This is a genomic window from Micromonospora sp. NPDC048887 (assembly GCF_040649715.1).
In the GTDB taxonomy this organism is placed as follows: Bacteria; Actinomycetota; Actinomycetes; order Mycobacteriales; family Micromonosporaceae; genus Micromonospora.
Genome location: NZ_JBEZGA010000011.1, coordinates 206233 through 223862 on the forward strand (window position 1 = coordinate 206233; position 17630 = coordinate 223862).

Sequence of the window (17630 nt, forward strand, 5' to 3'; positions counted from 1 at the left end):
TGCGCCTCCTCGCGTCGGTACGTTTCATCCACGAGTGACGAAGCGAACCGCGGGCGGCGGTGTCAGGCGCGAGCGATGCCCTGGAGGATCTCCGCGGCACGCCGTAGCGTGTCGCGTTCGTCCTCGGTCAGTGCGGCCAGCCGGTTGGCCAGCCATTCGTTCCGGGCCCGCTCGAACTGGTCGAGCACGGCCCTTCCCCCTTCGGTAGCCGCCAGTATGACCTGCCGTCCGTCGGTCGGATGGGGAGTCCGCTGCACGAGGCCGCGTTCCTCCAACTTCGCGACGATCTTCGTCATCGTGGGTGGCTGCACCCGTTCGACATCGGCCAGTTCCCGTGGCGTGAGGGCGCCCGCCAGCTTGAGGCTGGTGAGCGCCGACAGCTGGGTGACCGTGAGGTCGCCGACCGGCCGGGCTTGTCGGACCCGCCGGTTGAGCCGGGTGATCGCATCTCGCAACTGAGGGGCCAGTTGCGCCGGTGGCACGCGTTTCGCCGTCACCGTCCGCTCCGTCACAACTAGTTAGCTTAACTAATGAGCCTGGCTAACGACATGCGTTATGACCAGGCTCACCAGCGTCAGAGCAACACGGACTCGACGGGCCCGCGCAGGAAGTACACGACGAACAGCACGGCGACCCCGTACAGCAGGGGGTGGACCTCGCGGGCCTTGCCCTTCGCCACCTTCAGCAGCACGAAGCTGATCACGCCGGCCCCGATGCCGTTCGAGATCGAGTAGGTGAACGGCATCAGCGCGATGGTGAGGAACGCCGGGATGGCGATCTCGTAGTCGGTCCAGTCGATCGTGCGGACCGCCGTCATCATCAGGAAGCCGACCACCACCAGCGCCGTCGACGCGGCCTCGAACGGCACGATCAGCGACAGCGGCGCCAGGAACATGGCGAGCAGGAACAACACGCCGGTGACCAGGTTGGCCACGCCGGTCCGGGCGCCCTCCGCGACGCCTGCGGCGCTCTCGATGTACGAGGTGTTGCTGGACACCGAGGCCGCGCCACCAGCGGCGGCGGCGATCGAGTCGACGAGCAGGATCTCCTTGGCCTTCGGCGGGGTGCCCGTCTCGTCGAGCATGTCCCCTTCCTGACCGATCGCGACCATCGTGCCCATGGTGTCGAAGAAGTCCGTGATCAGCAGGGTGAAGATGAACATCAGCGGCACCAGCCAGCCGACCCGGCTCCACGAGTTCAGCACGTTGAACTGACCCAGCAACGACAGGTCGGGCACGTCCACGATCTGCTTCGGCAGCTCGGGAACGTTCAGCGACCAGCCCTTCGGGTTCGGCTTGCCGTCGACGAAGGACGGGCCGACCTTGGCGACCGCCTCGACCACGATGGCCAGCACGGTGGAGGCCAGGATGCCGATCAGGATCGCGCCCCGGACCCGGCGCACCACGAGCACCAGGGTGATCAGCAGGCCGACCACGAAGACGAGCATCGGCCAGCTGACGATCTTGCCGTTGATGCCCAGCCCGACCGGCACCGTCGAGTTCGCCGCGTCCGGCACCCGCCTGACGAAACCGGCGTCGACCAGGCCGATGATGGTCAGGAACAGACCGATGCCGACACCGATCGCGGTCTTGAGCTGCGTCGGCACCGAGCGGAACACCGCGGTACGCAGCCCGGTGAGCACCAGGATGCCGATCAGCACACCCTCGATGACCACCAGGCCCATCGCGTCCGCCCAGGTCATCTGCGGCGCGATCTCGTACGCCACGAGCGCGTTCACGCCCAGGCCGGCGGCGAGCGCGATCGGGAACCGGGCCACCACGCCCATCAGGATCGTCATCAGGCCGGCGACCAGGGCGGTCGCCGCGGCGAGCGCCGGAATGGCGAGCGAACGCCCGTCACCGTCCTTCCCGCTGCCCAGGATCAGCGGGTTCAACACCACGATGTACGCCATCGTGAAGAACGTGGCGAGGCCGCCTCGGATCTCACGGCTCAGCGTCGACCCGCGAGCCGAGATCAGGAAGAAGCGGTCGAAGGCGTTTCGTGGGTGCGCGGGATCGGGCGGCGTGCCGTGATCCGGCGGCGGAGCAATGGACATCGGGTCCTCATCTAGGTCATCGACTGGATTTTGTCGCGCGCATCGTCCCAGATCACCCGCCTGGCAGGGAAGAACGATCACGTACGCTGGGCCAGTGTCACAGGAGCAACAGCCGCGGCCGGAGCCGCTCGACCCGCCGATGGTGCCGTTCGCCGTCGCCGGGCTGATCGCCTGGGCGGTGGCCGGCCTGGTGCTACTGATCTTCTTCCGGGACTGGCTCACCGAATCCGGGCGTCAGAACTGGCTCTGGACCTGCCTCGCCGGTTTCCTGTGGGGCTTTCCCGGCCTGGCGGTGATGATGCGGCACGACGCCAACCGGCGCCGCCGACGCGCTGCCGCCGGGCGGCGGCAGCACTGACCGATCAGGGGTGGCCGTACGGCTCCGCCGGCTCGGCCGCCTCCACCGAGCCCGGGGCCCGGCTGACAGTCATCGACTCGACCGCGCTGTCGTCGTAGACGGTGGGCAGTTCGTCGACTGGCGTCTCCGGCGTTTCCACAAGCGTCTCGGAGTGCGCGCCGCACCCGTGGTCGGCGCTCACCACCCGGCCGTCGTCCGGGGCGTAGAAGTTGCCGCAGGCGCCGAAGGCCAGGCGCAGCGAACCGGCCAGCGGCAGGTAGAAGCCGCAGGTGCCGCAGCGGGCGGCGGCCGGCGCGGCGACCGAGATCGCGGCGTCCGGGCCGTGGTCACCGTCGTACCAGCGCTGGGCGGCCTCGGCACGGCCCTCCCGGGACAGCACCCGGGGCCGGCCCAGGCCCAGCTCCCAGGCGGTCTCCTCCACTGCCGGATCGTCGGAGAGCAGGTAGCCGGGGGCGAGCCGCTCGTCGTCGGCCGGGGTGGGCAGCAGGTCACCCGGGCCCAGGTCGCCCGGCTTGAGCCGCTCCTGCCACGGCAGCCAGCCCGGGGCGAGCAGCGCGTCCGGGCCCGGTAGCAGCACCGTCTCGCAGACGGTGACGTGCCGGCTGCGCGGCACCCGGGTCACCGTGACGGCCCAGCGCCAGCCGCGGTAACCGGCCATCCGGCACTCGAAGTAGTGGGTGACGACCCGATCGCCCTCGGCGACCGCCTGGAGATGGTCGCCGATGTCGGTGGGCTCCACCTCGGTGATCGCGTCGCGGGCCACCTCGACGGCGGCGGCGCAGACCTGGTCGAGCCGGGGAGCGCGGGCGGAGGCGGGCCTGGTCACCGGACCATTGTTCCCCATGCCCGTCCACGGGCGACAGGCACTCCCCGGAGTCATTCTCTCCGGGTGATGCGGCGCACGTGGAGCGGATGGGCGAGGATGGGACGCATGGCGCTGTCCTCCCGCTCCGGCCGCTCCTTTCTCGGGCGGACCGTCGGCACCGGCATCCGCGCCACCCGGCTGCTGCTGCGGGGCTCGCTGCACGGTGGGCGCTGGATGACCCGGCGGGCCGGCACCGCCCGGGCCCGCAGCGCGGGCAACGAGGTGGGCATGGTCCGCCTGTTCGACCTGCACGCGCTCTCCTGCGCCGGTGACACGCTCATCGCGATCGGCCTGGCCGGGACGATCTTCTTCGACGTGCCGCTGGGCGAGGCGCGCAACAAGGTGGCCCTCTACCTGCTGGTGACCATGGTCCCGTTCGCCATGCTCGCCCCGGTGGTCGGCCCGCTGCTCGACCACTTCCGCCACGGCCGGCGGTACGCGCTCGCCACCACCATGCTCGGCCGGGCGTTCCTGGCGTGGCTGATCTCCGACTACATCGGCGGTTTCGGGCTCTACCCGGCGGCGTTCGGCGTGCTCGCGCTCTCCCGGGCATACGGTGTGGCCCGCTCGGCGGCGGTCCCCCGGCTGCTCCCCGAAGGGCTGGGGCTGTCCCAGGTAGGGGCGCGCGCGAGCGTCTACGGCACGGTGGCCGGCGCGCTCGTCGCGCCGATCGGGCTGGCCGCGTTCTGGTTCGGGCCGCAGTGGCCGCTGCGGGTCGCCTCGGTGATCTTCCTGATCGGCATGGTGATCTCGCTCCGGCTGCCGCCGAAGGCCGACTCCGAGCCGCCCGAGCGGATGCCGCACCCGCTGCGCGCGCTGCGCCGCCGCGACGGCGAGCGCCCGCTGGGCCGGGGCCGCCCCAGCGGACGGCTGGTGATCGCCACGCTGATCGGCGCGGCGGCGCTGCGCGGGCTCTACGGCTTCCTGCTGCTGTTCCTGGCCTTCGCGATCAAGGCCGGTGACCTGACCACCGACTTCTTCGGCCGCGACCTCGGCGCCCAGGGCGCGCTGGGCCTGGTCGGCGGCGCGCTGGCGGTAGGCACGTTCCTCGCCACCGCGCTCGGCACCCGGCTGCGCATCCACCGGCCGACAGCGCTCCAGTCGAGCGGCACGATAGTGGTGGCCGGTGTGGCGGTGCTCGCCGCGCTGAAGTTCTCGCTGCCGATGGTGGCGCTGCTCTGCCTGGTGGCCGCCATGATGAGCGGGATCGCCAAGCTCGCGGTGGACGCCTCGATCCAGGAACGCATCCCGGAGCGGCTGCGCGCCAGCTCGTTCGCGCACTCGGAGACCGCGCTGATGCTGGCGTTCGTGGCCGGCGGCGGGCTCGGGCTGGTGCCGTTCACCGGCCTGATCGGCGTGACGGTGGCCGCCGCGGTGGCCGCGCTGGTGGCCGTACGCGGCGTGCTCGTCGCCGGCAAGCTGCGCGGTGAGCACCTGGCCGGCCGGCCGCTCGGCGACGAGGAGCTGGCCGCGGAACAGGCGACCCGCGACGAGAAGACGGCCACCACCTCGCTCGACGACCCGGCGCCCACCTCACCGGCGCCCCAGCGCTCCGGCCCGCCGCCGGACGACGAGGGGCTGGCACCGCCCGGCTTCCACATCTACCGGCCGTCCTCCTCGGTGGGCGGTCCGGGCGGCGTCGAGGACACCGAGCGGCGTGATCCCCGGGGGCCGGTGGCGTGAGCGGTCTGCTCGTGGTCACTGCCGTGCCGGCAGAGGCCGAGGCGATCCGTGCCGGCCTCACCGCACCGGCAGCGCCGGACATGACGATGCCGCCGGACAGGACTGCATCGCCGGACGGGACGATGCCGCCGGACGTGACGGTGCTGCCCGTCGGGGTCGGCCCAGCCGTCGCCGGGGCCGCCACGGCACGGCTGCTGGCGCTGGCCGAGGCGGCCGGGCGACCGTACCGGGCGGTGGTCAGCGCCGGCATCGCCGGAGGGTTCGTCGGCCGGGTCGCGGTGGGCGGCACGGTGCTCGCCGACCGCAGCGTCGCCGCCGACCTCGGCGCCGAGTCGCCCGCCGGTTTCATCCCGGTCGAGGACCTGGGCATGCCCCCCGAGTTGCTGGGCGGCGGCCGGATCGTCGCCGCCGACCCGGGCCTGCTGGCCCGTCTGCGCGCCGCGCTGCCGGGGGCGACCGTCGGCACGGTGCTCACCGTCAGCACGGTGACCGGCACCGCCGCCAGCACGGCGGTGCTCGCCGAACGGCACCCGGACGCGGTGGCCGAGGCCATGGAGGGGTACGGCGTGGCGGTCGCCGCCGCCCAGGCCGCCGTGCCCTTCGCCGAGCTGCGGACCGTCTCCAACCCGATCGGCCCGCGCGACCGGAGCGCGTGGCGGATGCGGGAGGCGTTCGCCGCGCTCACCGCCGCGGCGGCCGCCCTCCACTGATCCCGTCCACCTGTGGATAACCCTGTGGAGAAGTCGTCGGGCTGGGGACGGCGGGCTCAGATCGTGATGACGACCTTGGCTCGTGCGTGCTCGGTTTCGAGGTAGCGGACTGCCTCGGGCACCTCGGGCAGCGAATACGTCCGGTCGACCGCAGGGGTGAGCCGGCCGGCCTCGGCGTGCTCGCGCAGCACGTCGAGGTGCGCCCGGCCGGGTGAGGTGGCGAGGACGACGACGCGCTGGCTGATGACCGGCGCGACCAGCCGTCCCCGCGCCAGCAGCCCGATCGGGCCGAGAAGGCTGCCGCCCCGGTAGACGCCACCACCGGAGAGCACGAGCGTCCCGCCCGGCGTGAGCGCCCGCCGCAACGCGGTCAGGGAGCGGTTGCCGACCAGGTCGAACACCACGTCGTGGCGGCGCCCGTCGCGGGTGAAGTCGTCGTGGGTGTAGTCGACCACGTGGTCGGCGCCCAGGGAGCGGACCAGCGCGACGTTGCGGGTGCGGCACACGCCGGTCACCGTCGCGCCGAGCGCCTTCGCCAACTGCACGGCGAGCGTGCCGACGCCGCCGGAGGCACCGTTGATCAGGACGCGGTGGCCGGGCCGGACCCGCCCGGCGTCGCGCAGGCCCTGGAGCGCGGTGACGCCTGCCAGCGGCAGTGCCGCCGCCTGCGCCGGGGTCAGGTTCGCCGGCCGCGGCGCGACCAGGTGCTCGGGCACGCACACGTACTCGGCGAACGCGCCGTCGGCCTCGCCGAGGTCGCCGAAGACGGCGTCGCCGGGGCGTACCTGCCGCACCTGGGCGCCGACCGCCTCGACCCGGCCGGCGAAGTCGCGGCCCCGGATGCGGGCCCGGGGCCGCGCGAGGCCGAGCGCCAGCCGCGACAGCCGGGGGTCGCCGCGCATGACGTGCCAGTCGTACGCGTTCAGCGCGGCTGCCTCGACCCGGACGAGGACGTCGCCGGGGCCGGGCGCGGGCGTCTCGACGTCGGCGAGCACGAGTGTCTCCGGTGGGCCGTACCGGTCCTGGACGATCGCCTTCATGTCGCCACTCCCTCCCAGGTGTACGGCGTACACCATGATGGCACAAGGCTAGGTGTACGCCGTACACCAGTCAAGGCGGTTACTGTGTCAACGGCCTTCGGAAGGACTGGGGACGACATGGCGGAGCAGGCGGAGACGGCGCGAAGGGCACCCCTGACCAGGGATCGCGTCCTGCGTACCGCCGTCGTGCTCGCCGACCGGACCGGCATCGAGTCGCTGAGCATGCGCAACCTCGCGCAGGACCTCGGCGTCGTGCCGATGGCCCTCTACAAGCACGTCGCCAACAAGGACGAACTGCTCGACGGCATGATCGACATCGTCGTCGCGGAGATCGACCCGCCGGCGCCCGGCGACTGGAAGCAGGCGATCCGCCGGCGCATCCTGTCGGCGCGGCAGATGCTGCTCCGCCACCCCTGGGCGTCGCTGGCGATCGAGTCCCGGACCACGCCCACCCCGGCCGTCCTGGCCTACCTCGACTCGACAGTCGGCGCGCTGCGGGCCGGCGGTTTCTCCACCGACCTGGCCCACCACGTCATGCACGCGCTGGGCAGCCGGGTCCTGGGCTTCAGCCAGGAACTGTTCGACACCTCCCGGCAGGCCGGGCGATCCGGCGCGACCAGCGCCGGCACACCGGCGGACCTGCCGCCGGAGGTGGCCGCCCGGTTCCCGCACCTCGCCGCCATCGCCACCGCCGCGTCCCACGACGACGACTCGGTGGTCGGGCCGGGCTGCGACGACCAGTTCGAGTTCGAGTTCGCCCTGGACCTGCTGCTCGACGGCATCGAGCGGCTGCACCGGACCGGCTGGACGTCACACCGGACGGGGTGACGGGCCGCCCGGCCACCGGGGTTACGGTGGGGACGTGGCGCTCTCCCTGGCGATCTCCCCCTGCCCCAACGACACGTTCGTCTTCGACGCCCTGGTGCACGGCCGGGTGCCGGGCGCCCCGCCGGTCGAGGTGACCTACGCGGACGTGGACGTCACGAACACCGCCGCCGAGCGGGGGGCGTTCGACCTGGTGAAGGTCAGCTACGCGGCACTGCCCTGGCTGCTGGAGGACTACCACCTGCTGCCCTGCGGCGGCGCGCTCGGGCGGGGCTGCGGCCCGCTGGTGCTGACCCGTGGCGACCGGACCGACCTGTCCGGCGCGACGGTGGCGGTGCCCGGCGAGCGGACCACTGCGTACCTGCTGTTCCGGCTCTGGGCGGCCGACCAGGCACCGGCGCGCATCGAGGTGGTGCCGTTCCACGAGATCATGCCGGGTGTGGCCGCCGGCCGGTACGACGCCGGCCTGGTCATCCACGAGGCGCGCTTCACCTACCCGCGGCACGGGCTGACCGCGCTCGTCGACCTGGGCGAGTGGTGGGAGGGCGACACCGGGCTGCCGATCCCGCTCGGCGCGATCCTGGCCCGGCGGGGCGCCGTCGACCCGGTCGAGGCCACCGCCTGGATCCGCGAGTCGGTACGCCAGGCGTGGGCCGACCCGGAGGCCAGCCGGGAGTACGTCCTCGCGCACGCCCAGGAGATGGAGCCCGACGTGGTGGACCGGCACATCGGCCTCTACGTCAACGAGTTCACCGCCGACCTGGGTGAGGCCGGCTTCGCCGCCGTGGAGGCGCTGCTGGGCCGGGCCGCCGACGCCGGGCTCGTCCCTCAGACCTCCAGCTCGCGCGCCACCGCGTGGACCAGCTGAGCGATCTTCTGGGAGGTCTTCCGGTCCGGGAAGCGACCCCGGCGCAGGTCCGGCTGGACCTTCGCCTCCAGCACCTTGATCATGTCTTCCACCAGGCCGTGGAGTTCCTCGGCCGGCCGGCGGCGCAGCTCCGCCACGGACGGCGGCGCCTCCAGCAGCTTGACCCCCATCGCCTGGGCGCCCCGCCGGCTGTCGACCACGCTGAAATCGACCCGCTGGCCACCCTTCAGGTCGGCGACACCCGCCGGTAGCGCGCCCTTCGGCAGGAACACGTCGCCACCCTCGTCACTGGTGACGAACCCGTACCCCTTGGCGGCGTCGTACCACTTCACTCGACCCGTCGGCACCTGTTGAACCCCGCTCCACTCGAACCGTCTACCCCTCCAAGGCTAGCCCGATGATCCGGTCCAGCGCCCTCGGGAATTCGACGAGATCATCAAGCACCAGGTACGCCCCGGCCTCGGCCAGCTCGTCGGCCGAGCAGGGGCCGGTCGCCACTGCCACGCCCGGGATTCCCGCGGCCCGCGCGGCGGCCATGTCGGCCACGTGGTCGCCCACGTAGAGCGTGGCGCCGTGCTCGCGCAACGCGACCGCCTTCTGCTCCGCGAACACGTCCCCGGCCAGCTCGTCCACCGGCAGGCCGAGATGGTCCAGGTGCAGCTTCGCCAGCCGGCCGATCTTCGCGGTCACCACCATCGTCCGGCCGCCGCGCTCGTGCACCGCGCGCAGCGCGGCCTCGGCACCCGGCATCGGCACGGTCGGAGTGATCGCGTACGCCGGATACAGCTCCCGGTAGTGCGTCACCGCCTCCTCGACGCGCTCCGGCGGGAACCAGTGCGCCAGCTCGGTACGCAGCGGCGGGCCCAACCGGGAGACGGCCAGTTCCCCGTCCACATGCACGCCCGTGCGCGCGGTCAGCGCCCGGAACGCGGCGGCGATCCCGGGGCGGGAGTCGACCAGTGTCATGTCGAGGTCGAAGCCGACCATCAGCGGAGGCATGCCGAGAACCTACCCAGCGGGCTAGCGTGGTACGACGATGACCACCTCACTCGCCGACCACCTGCGGGCCCTCCCCGACGAGTCCCTGGCCGCCCTGCTCCAACTGCGGCCGGACCTCGTCGTGCCGGTGCCGGCCGACGTGTCCGCCCTCGCCCTGCGCGCCCAGTCCCGGGTCTCCGTGGCCCGGGCGCTCGACGGGCTGGACCAGTTCACCCTCCAGATCCTCGACGCCGCCCGGCTCACCCGCGATCCCGAGGGCACCACCTCCACCGACCAGATCCTGGCCATGGCCACCGCCGGGCCGCACCCGCCCGCACCCACGGCGGTCCGCGCCGCCGTCGACCGGCTCCGGGCCCGGTTCCTGCTGTACGGCCCCGAGCACGCCCTGTGCGTGGCCGGCGGCATCGACGAGGTGTCCCCGTACCCGGCGGGGCTGGGCCGACCGGCGGCGGAGCTGGACCCGCGCGCGGCGGCGCTCTGCGCGGACCCGGCGAAGCTGCGGCGGACGCTGCTGTCCGCGCCGCCCTCGGCCCGGGCGGTCCTGGACCGGCTCGCCGCCGGGCCGCCGGTCGGGACCGTGGCGCCCGGCGCGCTGGAGGCCCCCGCCACCGGCGCCGAGGACGTGCTCCCGCCCGACCTGGTCAACGGCGGCGCCCCGACCGGCTCGCCGATCCGCTGGCTGGTCGAGCACCGGCTGCTGGTCCGGATGTCCGGCGGCCGCAACGGCACCGTCGAGCTGCCCCGCGAGGTGGGGCTGGTGCTGCGCCGCGACGCCGGTCCGCTCGGGCCGCTGCGCACCAGCCCGCCGGTGGTGTCCGGCCCGGCGCGCGAGGTCAAGTCCGTCGACTCGGCCGGGGCCGGGCAGACCATGGAGGTGGTCCGGCACATCGAGGCGATGCTGGAGGCGCTGACCGCGGAACCCGCCCCGGTGCTGCGCTCCGGCGGCGTCGGCGTACGCGACCTGCGGCGGCTCGCCCGCGGTCTCGGGCTTGACGAGCCGACCACCGCGCTGCTGTTCGAGGTGGCGTACGCGGCGGGGCTGACCGGGGAGATGGAGCTGACCGGCGCGGCCACCACGCGGTACGGCGGTGACCAGCAGATCCTGCCCACCGGCGGGTACGAGGTGTGGCGCGCGGTGTCCCTGGCCCAGCGCTGGGACCAGCTCGCCCGCGCCTGGATGTCGATGCCCCGCCAGGCCGGCCTGATCGGGCAGCGCGACGACCGGGACCGGCCCATCTCGGTGCTCTCCGCCGAGGCGGAACGGGCCGGCGCGCCGGCCGCCCGGCGGGCCTTGCTCGCCGTGCTGGCCGACCTGCCGCCCGGCACCGCGCCGACCCCGGACGAGGTGCTGGAGCTGCTGGACTGGCGCGCGCCCCGGCGGGCCCGGGGGCGGGAGGCGACGCACCGGGAGGTGCTCGCCGAGGCGGCCACGCTGGGCGTGACCGGGCTCGGCGCGCTCACCTCGTACGGGCGGCTGCTGCTCGCCGAGCTGACCGAGGCCGACGAGCGCGGTGACGACCCGCTCGGGCTGCGCTCCGACGCCGAGTCGGGCGACGCGTCGACGACGGTACGGGCGCTGGACGCGCTGCTGCCCGCCCCGGTCGACCACGTCCTGGTGCAGGCCGACCTGACGGTGGTGGTGCCCGGCCCGCCCGACCCGGCGCTCGCCGCCGAACTGGACGTGGTGGCCGAGCACGAGTCGGCGGGCGGCGCCAGCGTGCACCGGGTCACCACGGCGAGCATCAGGCGGGCGCTGGACGCCGGCTACACGGCCGACGACCTGCACGCGCTGTTCCGCCGCCGCTCGCGCACCCCGGTGCCGCAGGGCCTGACCTACCTGGTCGACGACGCGGCCCGCAAGCACGGTGGGCTGCGCGTCGGGTCGGCCGGGGCATACGTGCGCAGCGACGACGAGGCGCTGCTCAGCGAGGTCCAGGCGGACCGGCGACTGGAGCCGCTGGCGTTCCGCCGGCTCGCGCCCACGGTGCTGGTCACCCCGTACCAGGTCAACCGGATGCTCACCGCGTTGCGCGACGCCGGGTACGCCCCGGTGCCCGAGGACGCCAGCGGAGCGATGGTGCTGGCACGCCCGAAGACCCGGCGGGCGCCGGCCCGTACCGCGATCGGTCGTGCGGTCGACCCGCTCGCCACGCCGAAGCTGCCGATGCCCCGTCTGCTCGGCGTGGTGGAGCAGATCCGCCGGGGCGACGCGGCGGCCCGGGCCGCGCGGCGGGCCCCGGCTGTGGTCCGGGGCGGCCCGGCGGCGGCCGGTCCGACGCCGGTGTCCGGGCACGGCGACGCCCTGGCGGTGCTCCAGCAGGCGGTACGGGACAAGGCGCTGGTCTGGGTGGGCTACGTCGACGCGCACGGGGCGACCGCGTCCCGGCTGGTCCGGCCGGTGTCGATCGGTGCCGGCTACCTGCGCGCCGAGGACGACCGGACGGAGATGCTGCACACGTTCGCCCTGCACCGGATCACAGCGGCGGTGCTGGAGGAGTGAGCTACTCCCCGTTGCGGCGCAGCGTGCCGATCACCGACACGGCCAGCAGCAACGCGAACGCGGTGCCGGCCGCCTCACCCACCGAGTCGACGAAGCCCTGCTGCTGCACCAGCAGCCCGAACAGGAACCAGCCGAACACCCCCGCCGCGGCCGCCGCGTAGGCGAGCACCACCGCCGTGGGCACCTCCTGCTGCCGCGCCCGTTCGTCCTCGGGAAGCACGTCCTGGTCAACGGTCATGGCAGTCCCTCCCCGTCCCGGCATGGACCCGGCTTCCAGGGTTACACCAACCGGACCGCGCGGACAGGGGTTAAAACCCTGATCCGGGCGGTCCGGACACGGGTAGGGCGGGCGCGGGCCGGTTCGGGTGCCGGGGCGGCGTGCTCAGGTGCCGGGGCGGCGGCCGATCACGACCACGCGGGTGCCGACCGAACCCAGCTCCCAGAGGCGTACCGCGTCGCGGTGCAGCAGGTTCACGCAGCCGTGCGAGCCGATCGCGCCGTTGTGCAGGTAGGTGGTGGTCTCGTGGAAGCCGATCCCGCCGTTGAACTGCTGCCAGTACGGCAGCCACACCTCGTACGGGTTGGACCACTCGCGCGGGTTCTTCCGCCCCACCGAGTACGTGCCGGCCGGGGTGGCGTAGCCGGACATGCCGGTGCGGGTCACTGTCGGGCCCATCACCACCTCGCCGCCGCGCATCGCCCAGACCGTCTGCCGGGTCAGGTCGACGCAGAACGTCAGCCGGGAACCGGCCTTGCACCGCGCGGTGTCGGTGGCGGCCAGCCGCTTCGCCACGTCGTACGTGGTGGGGCCGGCGCGACCCGAGGACGGGCTGATGCCGTACCGGACCTGGAACTTCTTGATCGCGGCGCAGTCGGCGGCGGACTGCTCGCCGTCCACGGTCAGCGTCCCGAAGCCGCCCAGCCGGGTCAGGTACGTCTCCACGGCCCGCTGGTGCTCGCCCTGCGGGCACCCGGCGGACGCGCTCGGCTTCGGCTTGGGTTTCGTCGTCTTCGTCGCCTCCGGCGATCGGGAGGGTTTCGGCGAGGCCGTCCGGCTCGGCTGCGCCGACGGGGACGTGACCGGCTGCTCCGGCGTGGGCGACGCGCTCGCCCCCGATGCTCCCTCCGTCAGCCCGACCGGGCCGGGGGTGCTCCCCCCGGCGCCGTCCGCCTGCGGATCGAGCGCGCAGGCGCCGACACCGACCAGCACGACCACCGCCAGGGCGGTGACCCGGGCGAGAAACCGGACACGCTGCATGGGCCCTCCCTGGACAGTCGTCCCGCTTGCTAGACGTGTGGGACGAGTATGACGTTGCCTGTCCAGCCGGACTTTTTTACGCAGCCCTCCGGCGTGCAACACTGGTTGGTCGGCCTCCGGCAGGTCAGCCGGGGTGCGGCGGGGTTCCGGGCAGCGGGGTTCCGGGCGATGCGAGAGGACGCTGGCGTGAGCGGTGGACCACTGATCGTGCAGTCGGACAAGACGCTCCTACTGGAGATCGACCACCCCGACGCGCAGGCGTGCCGGATGGCCATCGCGCCCTTCGCCGAGCTGGAACGCTCCCCCGAGCACGTGCACACGTACCGGCTGACGCCGCTGGGTCTGTGGAACGCGCGGGCCGCCGGCCACGACGCCGAGGGCGTGGTCGACTCGCTGATCAAGTACTCCCGCTACCCGGTGCCGCACGCGCTGCTGGTCGACGTGGCCGAGACGATGGACCGGTACGGCCGGCTCCAGCTCGCCAACGACCCGGTGCACGGCCTGGTGCTGCGCGCGCTGGACCGGGTGGTGCTGATCGAGGTCGCCAAGAGCAAGAAGCTCGCCGGCATGCTCGGCGCGAAGCTCGACGACGACACCATCGCGGTGCACCCGTCCGAGCGGGGCCGGCTCAAGCAGGCGCTGCTCAAGCTGGGCTGGCCGGCCGAGGACCTGGCCGGGTACGTGGACGGCGAGGCGCACCCGATCGAGCTGGCCGAGGCCGGCAAGGACGGCGGCAAGCCGTGGACGCTGCGGTCGTACCAGCGGGAAGCCGTCGAGGCGTTCTGGGCCGGCGGCTCCGGCGTGGTGGTGCTGCCCTGTGGCGCCGGCAAGACGCTGGTCGGCGCGGCGGCCATGGCCGAGGCGAAGGCGACCACGCTGATCCTGGTCACCAACACCGTGGCGGGCCGCCAGTGGAAGCGGGAGCTGATCGCCCGCACGTCGCTGACCGAGGAGGAGATCGGCGAGTACTCGGGCGAGCGCAAGGAGATCCGCCCGGTCACCATCGCCACGTACCAGGTGCTCACCTCGCGGCGCGGCGGCGCGTTCACCCACCTGGACCTGTTCGGCGCCCGCGACTGGGGCCTGGTCGTCTACGACGAGGTGCACCTGCTGCCCGCGCCGATCTTCCGCTTCACGGCGGACCTCCAGGCCCGTCGCCGGCTCGGCCTCACCGCGACTCTGGTACGCGAGGACGGCCGCGAGGGCGACGTGTTCAGCCTGATCGGCCCGAAGCGGTACGACGCGCCGTGGAAGGACATCGAGCAGCAGGGCTGGATCGCACCGGCGGAGTGCACCGAGGTACGGGTGACGCTCACCGACGCGGAGAGGCTGGCGTACGCGACGGCGGAGGCCGAGGAGCGCTACCGGATGGCGGCGACCGCTCGCACGAAGCTGCCTGTGGTGCGGGCGCTGGTGGAGCGGCACCCGTCCGAGCAGGTCCTCGTCATCGGCGGGTTCCTCGACCAGCTGCACCAGCTCGGCGAATACCTGGACGCGCCGATCGTGCAGGGCTCCACCACGAACAAGGAACGCGAGCGGCTGTTCGACGCGTTCCGCTCCGGCTCGTTGCGGACCCTGGTGCTCTCGAAGGTCGGCAACTTCTCCATCGACCTGCCGGAGGCGGCTGTCGCGATCCAGGTGTCCGGCACGTTCGGCTCCCGCCAGGAGGAGGCGCAACGGCTCGGCCGGGTGCTGCGGCCGAAGGCCGACGGCCGGCAGGCGCACTTCTACACGGTGGTCTCCCGGGACACCATCGACACCGAGTACGCCGCGCACCGGCAGCGGTTCCTGGCCGAGCAGGGGTACGCGTACACGATCGTGGACGCCGACGACGTGCTCGGACCGTCGCTGCCGAGCGTCGACTGACCGGCGTGCCGGCCGGGCGGGCCGCCGTGCTGCGGCCCGCCCGGTCTCGCGGTCAGCCCTTGCCGCTGGCCCGGAACGCGACCCAGGCGTCGCTCATCCGGTCGGCCTGGCCCGGGGTGAACATGTTCATGCAGGAGTCCTGCGTGTAGTCCATGAAGTTGTGGATCGGGTCCAGCCCCGGCGCGGTGCAGGTGTCCGCCCCGATCGGGCAGTTGAACTGCGGCGCCGCCTCACGCGGCGTGTCGGCCACGAAGTCGCCGGACGCGGAGCAGCCGTGCGCGAACGTGTGCTCCAGCATCAGCCAGTGCCCGACCTCGTGCGTCAGCGTGTCGCCGAGCGCGTACTTGCCGGCCGTGCCGCCCGGCATCGACTCGTCCAGCATCACCACGCCGTCGATGTAGTCACGGCCGTTGTTGTAGCCCTTCGGGAAGTACGCCCAGCCGAGCAGCCCGTCACCGATGTTCGCCGCGTAGACGTTCAGCGTGCGGGAGTCGCCGGTGTAGAGCGCCTTCTTCATGTCCCGCTCGTTCTTGCCCGGCACCACCGTGTACCAGGCACTGTTGACGGTCCAGGTGGTGTCCACGAGCGAGAAGCGGAACGGCGTGTCCGACGCGTCCGCCGCCGTACGACCCGCGAACGAGTCGTTGAGCACCGTCATCTGCGCCGAGATGAGCGTGTTCCAGCGGGCCTTCTCGGCCGCGCTCAGCTCGTGGTCCGAGATCATGTGGAAGATCGTCGGCACGGTGACGCTGCCGTTTGCCAGGCGCGGCGCGTCCTTGATGACGCCGTACGCCTTGGCCTCGTTCGTCGAGTAGAGCGCGGGCTCCTTGGCGGTGGCGCCCTCGCGCACCCGGGCGGCGCTGTGGTTGCCGGCACCCGGCTCGCACTCGGCGACCACCGGGGAGGCGGCCACGGGTGCGGGCGTGGCGGAGGCTCCCCCGGCGGTCAGGAAGGTGGCGGCGGCAGCGACGAGCACCGCCAGGTGGATTGTCGGTTTCCTGTGCATCGTTGCACCTTTCGAGAGACATGAAAGGAGTACGACGCGGGGTTGTCAAAGCTGCGGATCGATGACGTCGTCGTCCCGCCATAAGACCACGTCAATGGGCATCGGCAACAGTCCCCGGCGGGTCCGTCGACGTCACGGCGTCGGTGATCACCCGCGCGACGCACTCGTAGTCGCGTACCAGCGGCCCGACCAGCGCACGGTCCGGCTCGAACGCGGCGACCAGTCCGCGTACCAGATCCCTGAACCGGTCGTCCGGGCCGAGCCGCCGCCCCCGGTGCCGGCGCGCGACGCTGCGCCAGCGGCGCAGGCCGACGTCGGCGAGCCGTTCGCGGAGCTCCGGCGCGGGCACCGGGCAGCCGTTCGCCCACAGGTCGGCGAGGCCCCGCATGATCGCCGTCCGGGTCGGGTCAGTCATGCCGGTAGCGGGCGCGGCGGCCAAAATGTCCGAAGCCGAGCCGCCGGTACAGCCCGGCAGCCGGATTGTCGTCGTTGACGCAGAGCCACACGGCGTCCGCGCCCCCGTCGGCGAGGCCGCGCAGCACACGAGCCACGAGGTAGGCGCCGACCCGACGACCGCGCCACCCGGGCACCACACCGACCTGGTCGATCCAGTCGTCGAGCACTGTGACGAAGCCGGCCGCCTCGCCGTCCGGACCACGCGCGAGCAGCGTCAGCTCCGGCCGGAAGTCCTCGTCGTCGCGCAGGTCGCCCAGCCACTCGCCGGCCTCGGGCTCCACGAAGCCGGGCCGGTCGGCGAACGACGCGCGGTAGGTGGCGAACAACTCCCGCCCCAGCGTCGCCGGCTCCACAGTCACCCCGTCCGGCGCGGCGACCTCGGGCAGCGCGTCGAGGTCGTGCCGCAGCACCCACTCCAGGAACGTCCGCATGTAGCCGCGTCTGGTGAGCAACTCCTCCGCGCCGACGTTCCACGTCTCCGTGGTGACCAGCAGGCCCGCGTCGCCGGCGTGCTTCTCGGCCCAGTCGAGCAACGCGCCGCCCAGCCCGCGTCCGCGCCACGCCGGGTGCACGAGTCCGGTGGCGGTGGCGGGCGTCCGCCCGGTGCCGACCCCGACGGCCGCGACCAGGTCGCCGCCGGACCAGGCGCCGTGGGTACGCGTCTGCAGCAGCCGCGCCCGCACCAACGGGGTACGCCCGAACAGCGGCAACCCGCCGTCAGCGACGAGGCACGCCCGCGCCAGGCCGGTCAGTGCTGGTAGGTCGTCCTCGCCGAACTCCCGCCAGACCAGCGCACCCGTCCCGTCCACGCCCACTCCCGTCGCCCGCCCCACCCGGCCGCCACGCTCCACCGAGGCAGTAGGCCCCACCCCCTCCCCCACGGTCAACCAGATTCCCCACCCGCCCCCGCCCTCGCCGCCCCACCCGCCCCGCCCCACCCGACCCGCCGATCTTGGAGTTATGGCGCCTCCAATGTCGACTTCGCGGCTTTTGCAAGGTGCCACAACTCCAAGATCGCCGCGATTCGTCAACGGCCGCCCGCCGCCGGCCCGGGATCCGCCGAGATCTTGGTACGGCCCCGCCCCCCCCCCCCCCCCCCCCCCCCCCCCGCGGGCGCCCGGGCCGCCGACGAAAGCGCCC

18 protein-coding genes are annotated in these 17630 nt (G+C 73.3%); 7 read left to right on the forward strand and 11 right to left on the reverse strand.

The window, feature by feature from the left end; translation table 11 throughout:
* Positions 1-62 precede the first annotated feature (62 nt).
* Both AB0C17_RS19010 and AB0C17_RS19015 read right to left on the reverse strand, forming a co-directional pair.
* Positions 63-512: a MarR family transcriptional regulator gene (locus AB0C17_RS19010; RefSeq protein ID WP_357387585.1), complete on the reverse strand. Its 450-nt coding sequence runs from the start codon at positions 510-512 to the stop codon at positions 63-65.
* Between the two features lie 62 nt (positions 513-574).
* Positions 575-2056: an NCS2 family permease gene (locus AB0C17_RS19015; protein WP_357387583.1), complete on the reverse strand. Its 1482-nt coding sequence runs from the start codon at positions 2054-2056 to the stop codon at positions 575-577.
* Positions 2057-2150: 94 nt separating this feature from the next.
* Between AB0C17_RS19015 and AB0C17_RS19020 the strand changes: the two genes are divergently transcribed.
* The gene (locus AB0C17_RS19020) at positions 2151-2414 is read left to right on the forward strand and encodes a DUF2530 domain-containing protein (protein WP_357387581.1); all 264 of its coding nucleotides are present in this window, start codon (positions 2151-2153) and stop codon (positions 2412-2414) included.
* 4 nt (positions 2415-2418) lie between these two features.
* On the opposite strand, the gene AB0C17_RS19025 is transcribed toward AB0C17_RS19020, so the two are convergent.
* Complete coding sequence (locus AB0C17_RS19025; RefSeq protein WP_357387579.1) at positions 2419-3258, reverse strand: DUF3027 domain-containing protein; 840 nt, start codon at positions 3256-3258, stop codon at positions 2419-2421.
* An 87-nt stretch (positions 3259-3345) separates the two neighbouring features.
* Here AB0C17_RS19025 and AB0C17_RS19030 point away from each other — a divergent pair, with 87 nt between their 5' ends.
* The gene (locus AB0C17_RS19030; RefSeq protein WP_357387577.1) at positions 3346-4962 is read left to right on the forward strand and encodes an MFS transporter; all 1617 of its coding nucleotides are present in this window, start codon (positions 3346-3348) and stop codon (positions 4960-4962) included.
* Complete coding sequence (locus AB0C17_RS19035; RefSeq protein ID WP_357387575.1) at positions 4959-5672, forward strand: futalosine hydrolase; 714 nt, start codon at positions 4959-4961, stop codon at positions 5670-5672. The genes AB0C17_RS19030 and AB0C17_RS19035 overlap by 4 nt, the downstream gene beginning before the upstream one ends.
* A 56-nt stretch (positions 5673-5728) precedes the next feature.
* Here AB0C17_RS19035 and AB0C17_RS19040 read toward each other — a convergent pair whose 3' ends face one another.
* Entirely contained in the window at positions 5729-6712 is a 984-nt protein-coding gene (locus AB0C17_RS19040; RefSeq protein ID WP_357479617.1) for an NAD(P)-dependent alcohol dehydrogenase, read from the reverse strand.
* Positions 6713-6829: 117 nt separating this feature from the next.
* On the opposite strand from AB0C17_RS19040, the gene AB0C17_RS19045 reads away from it, so the two are divergent.
* Together AB0C17_RS19045 and AB0C17_RS19050 are read left to right on the forward strand one after the other, a co-directional pair.
* Positions 6830-7540: a TetR/AcrR family transcriptional regulator C-terminal domain-containing protein gene (locus AB0C17_RS19045; RefSeq protein WP_357387571.1), complete on the forward strand. Its 711-nt coding sequence runs from the start codon at positions 6830-6832 to the stop codon at positions 7538-7540.
* 34 nt (positions 7541-7574) lie between these two features.
* Positions 7575-8405, forward strand: coding sequence for a 1,4-dihydroxy-6-naphthoate synthase (locus AB0C17_RS19050; protein ID WP_357479620.1), 831 nt, complete (start codon positions 7575-7577; stop codon positions 8403-8405).
* Here AB0C17_RS19050 and AB0C17_RS19055 read toward each other — a convergent pair.
* On the reverse strand, positions 8366-8752 hold the full coding sequence (locus AB0C17_RS19055) for a cold shock domain-containing protein (protein ID WP_030503574.1): 387 nt from the start codon (positions 8750-8752) through the stop codon (positions 8366-8368). The genes AB0C17_RS19050 and AB0C17_RS19055 overlap by 40 nt on opposite strands.
* Positions 8753-8780: 28 nt before the next feature.
* Positions 8781-9404, reverse strand: a complete 624-nt coding sequence (locus tag AB0C17_RS19060; protein WP_357387567.1) for an HAD hydrolase-like protein — start codon at positions 9402-9404, stop codon at positions 8781-8783.
* A 37-nt stretch (positions 9405-9441) separates the two neighbouring features.
* On the opposite strand from AB0C17_RS19060, the gene AB0C17_RS19065 reads away from it, so the two are divergent.
* Positions 9442-11904: a helicase-associated domain-containing protein gene (locus AB0C17_RS19065; protein ID WP_357479623.1), complete on the forward strand. Its 2463-nt coding sequence runs from the start codon at positions 9442-9444 to the stop codon at positions 11902-11904.
* Between the two features lies 1 nt (position 11905).
* On the opposite strand, the gene AB0C17_RS19070 is transcribed toward AB0C17_RS19065, so the two are convergent.
* Together AB0C17_RS19070 and AB0C17_RS19075 are read right to left on the reverse strand one after the other, a co-directional pair.
* Entirely contained in the window at positions 11906-12142 is a 237-nt protein-coding gene (locus AB0C17_RS19070) for a hypothetical protein (RefSeq protein WP_269702695.1), read from the reverse strand.
* A 144-nt stretch (positions 12143-12286) separates the two neighbouring features.
* Positions 12287-13162 carry a L,D-transpeptidase family protein gene (locus AB0C17_RS19075; protein ID WP_069088088.1) on the reverse strand — a complete coding sequence of 292 codons (876 nt, stop codon included), beginning with the start codon at positions 13160-13162 and terminating at the stop codon, positions 12287-12289.
* Positions 13163-13348: 186 nt separating this feature from the next.
* Here AB0C17_RS19075 and AB0C17_RS19080 point away from each other — a divergent pair, with 186 nt between their 5' ends.
* The gene (locus AB0C17_RS19080; protein ID WP_357387563.1) at positions 13349-15028 is read left to right on the forward strand and encodes a DNA repair helicase XPB; all 1680 of its coding nucleotides are present in this window, start codon (positions 13349-13351) and stop codon (positions 15026-15028) included.
* A gap of 52 nt (positions 15029-15080) precedes the next feature.
* Here the strand turns inward: AB0C17_RS19080 and AB0C17_RS19085 are convergent, their stop codons facing one another.
* The 3 genes from AB0C17_RS19085 to AB0C17_RS19095 all read right to left on the reverse strand — a co-directional run bounded on the left by AB0C17_RS19085 (position 15081) and on the right by AB0C17_RS19095 (position 17299).
* Entirely contained in the window at positions 15081-16034 is a 954-nt protein-coding gene (locus AB0C17_RS19085; RefSeq protein ID WP_357387561.1) for a zinc metalloprotease, read from the reverse strand.
* Between the two features lie 91 nt (positions 16035-16125).
* A complete protein-coding gene (locus AB0C17_RS19090) occupies positions 16126-16449 on the reverse strand; it encodes a hypothetical protein (protein WP_357387559.1) in 324 nt (107 codons plus the stop codon).
* Positions 16442-17299, reverse strand: a complete 858-nt coding sequence (locus AB0C17_RS19095) for a GNAT family N-acetyltransferase (RefSeq protein WP_357469803.1) — start codon at positions 17297-17299, stop codon at positions 16442-16444. The genes AB0C17_RS19090 and AB0C17_RS19095 overlap by 8 nt, the downstream gene beginning before the upstream one ends.
* Between the last annotated feature and the right edge of the window lie 331 nt (positions 17300-17630).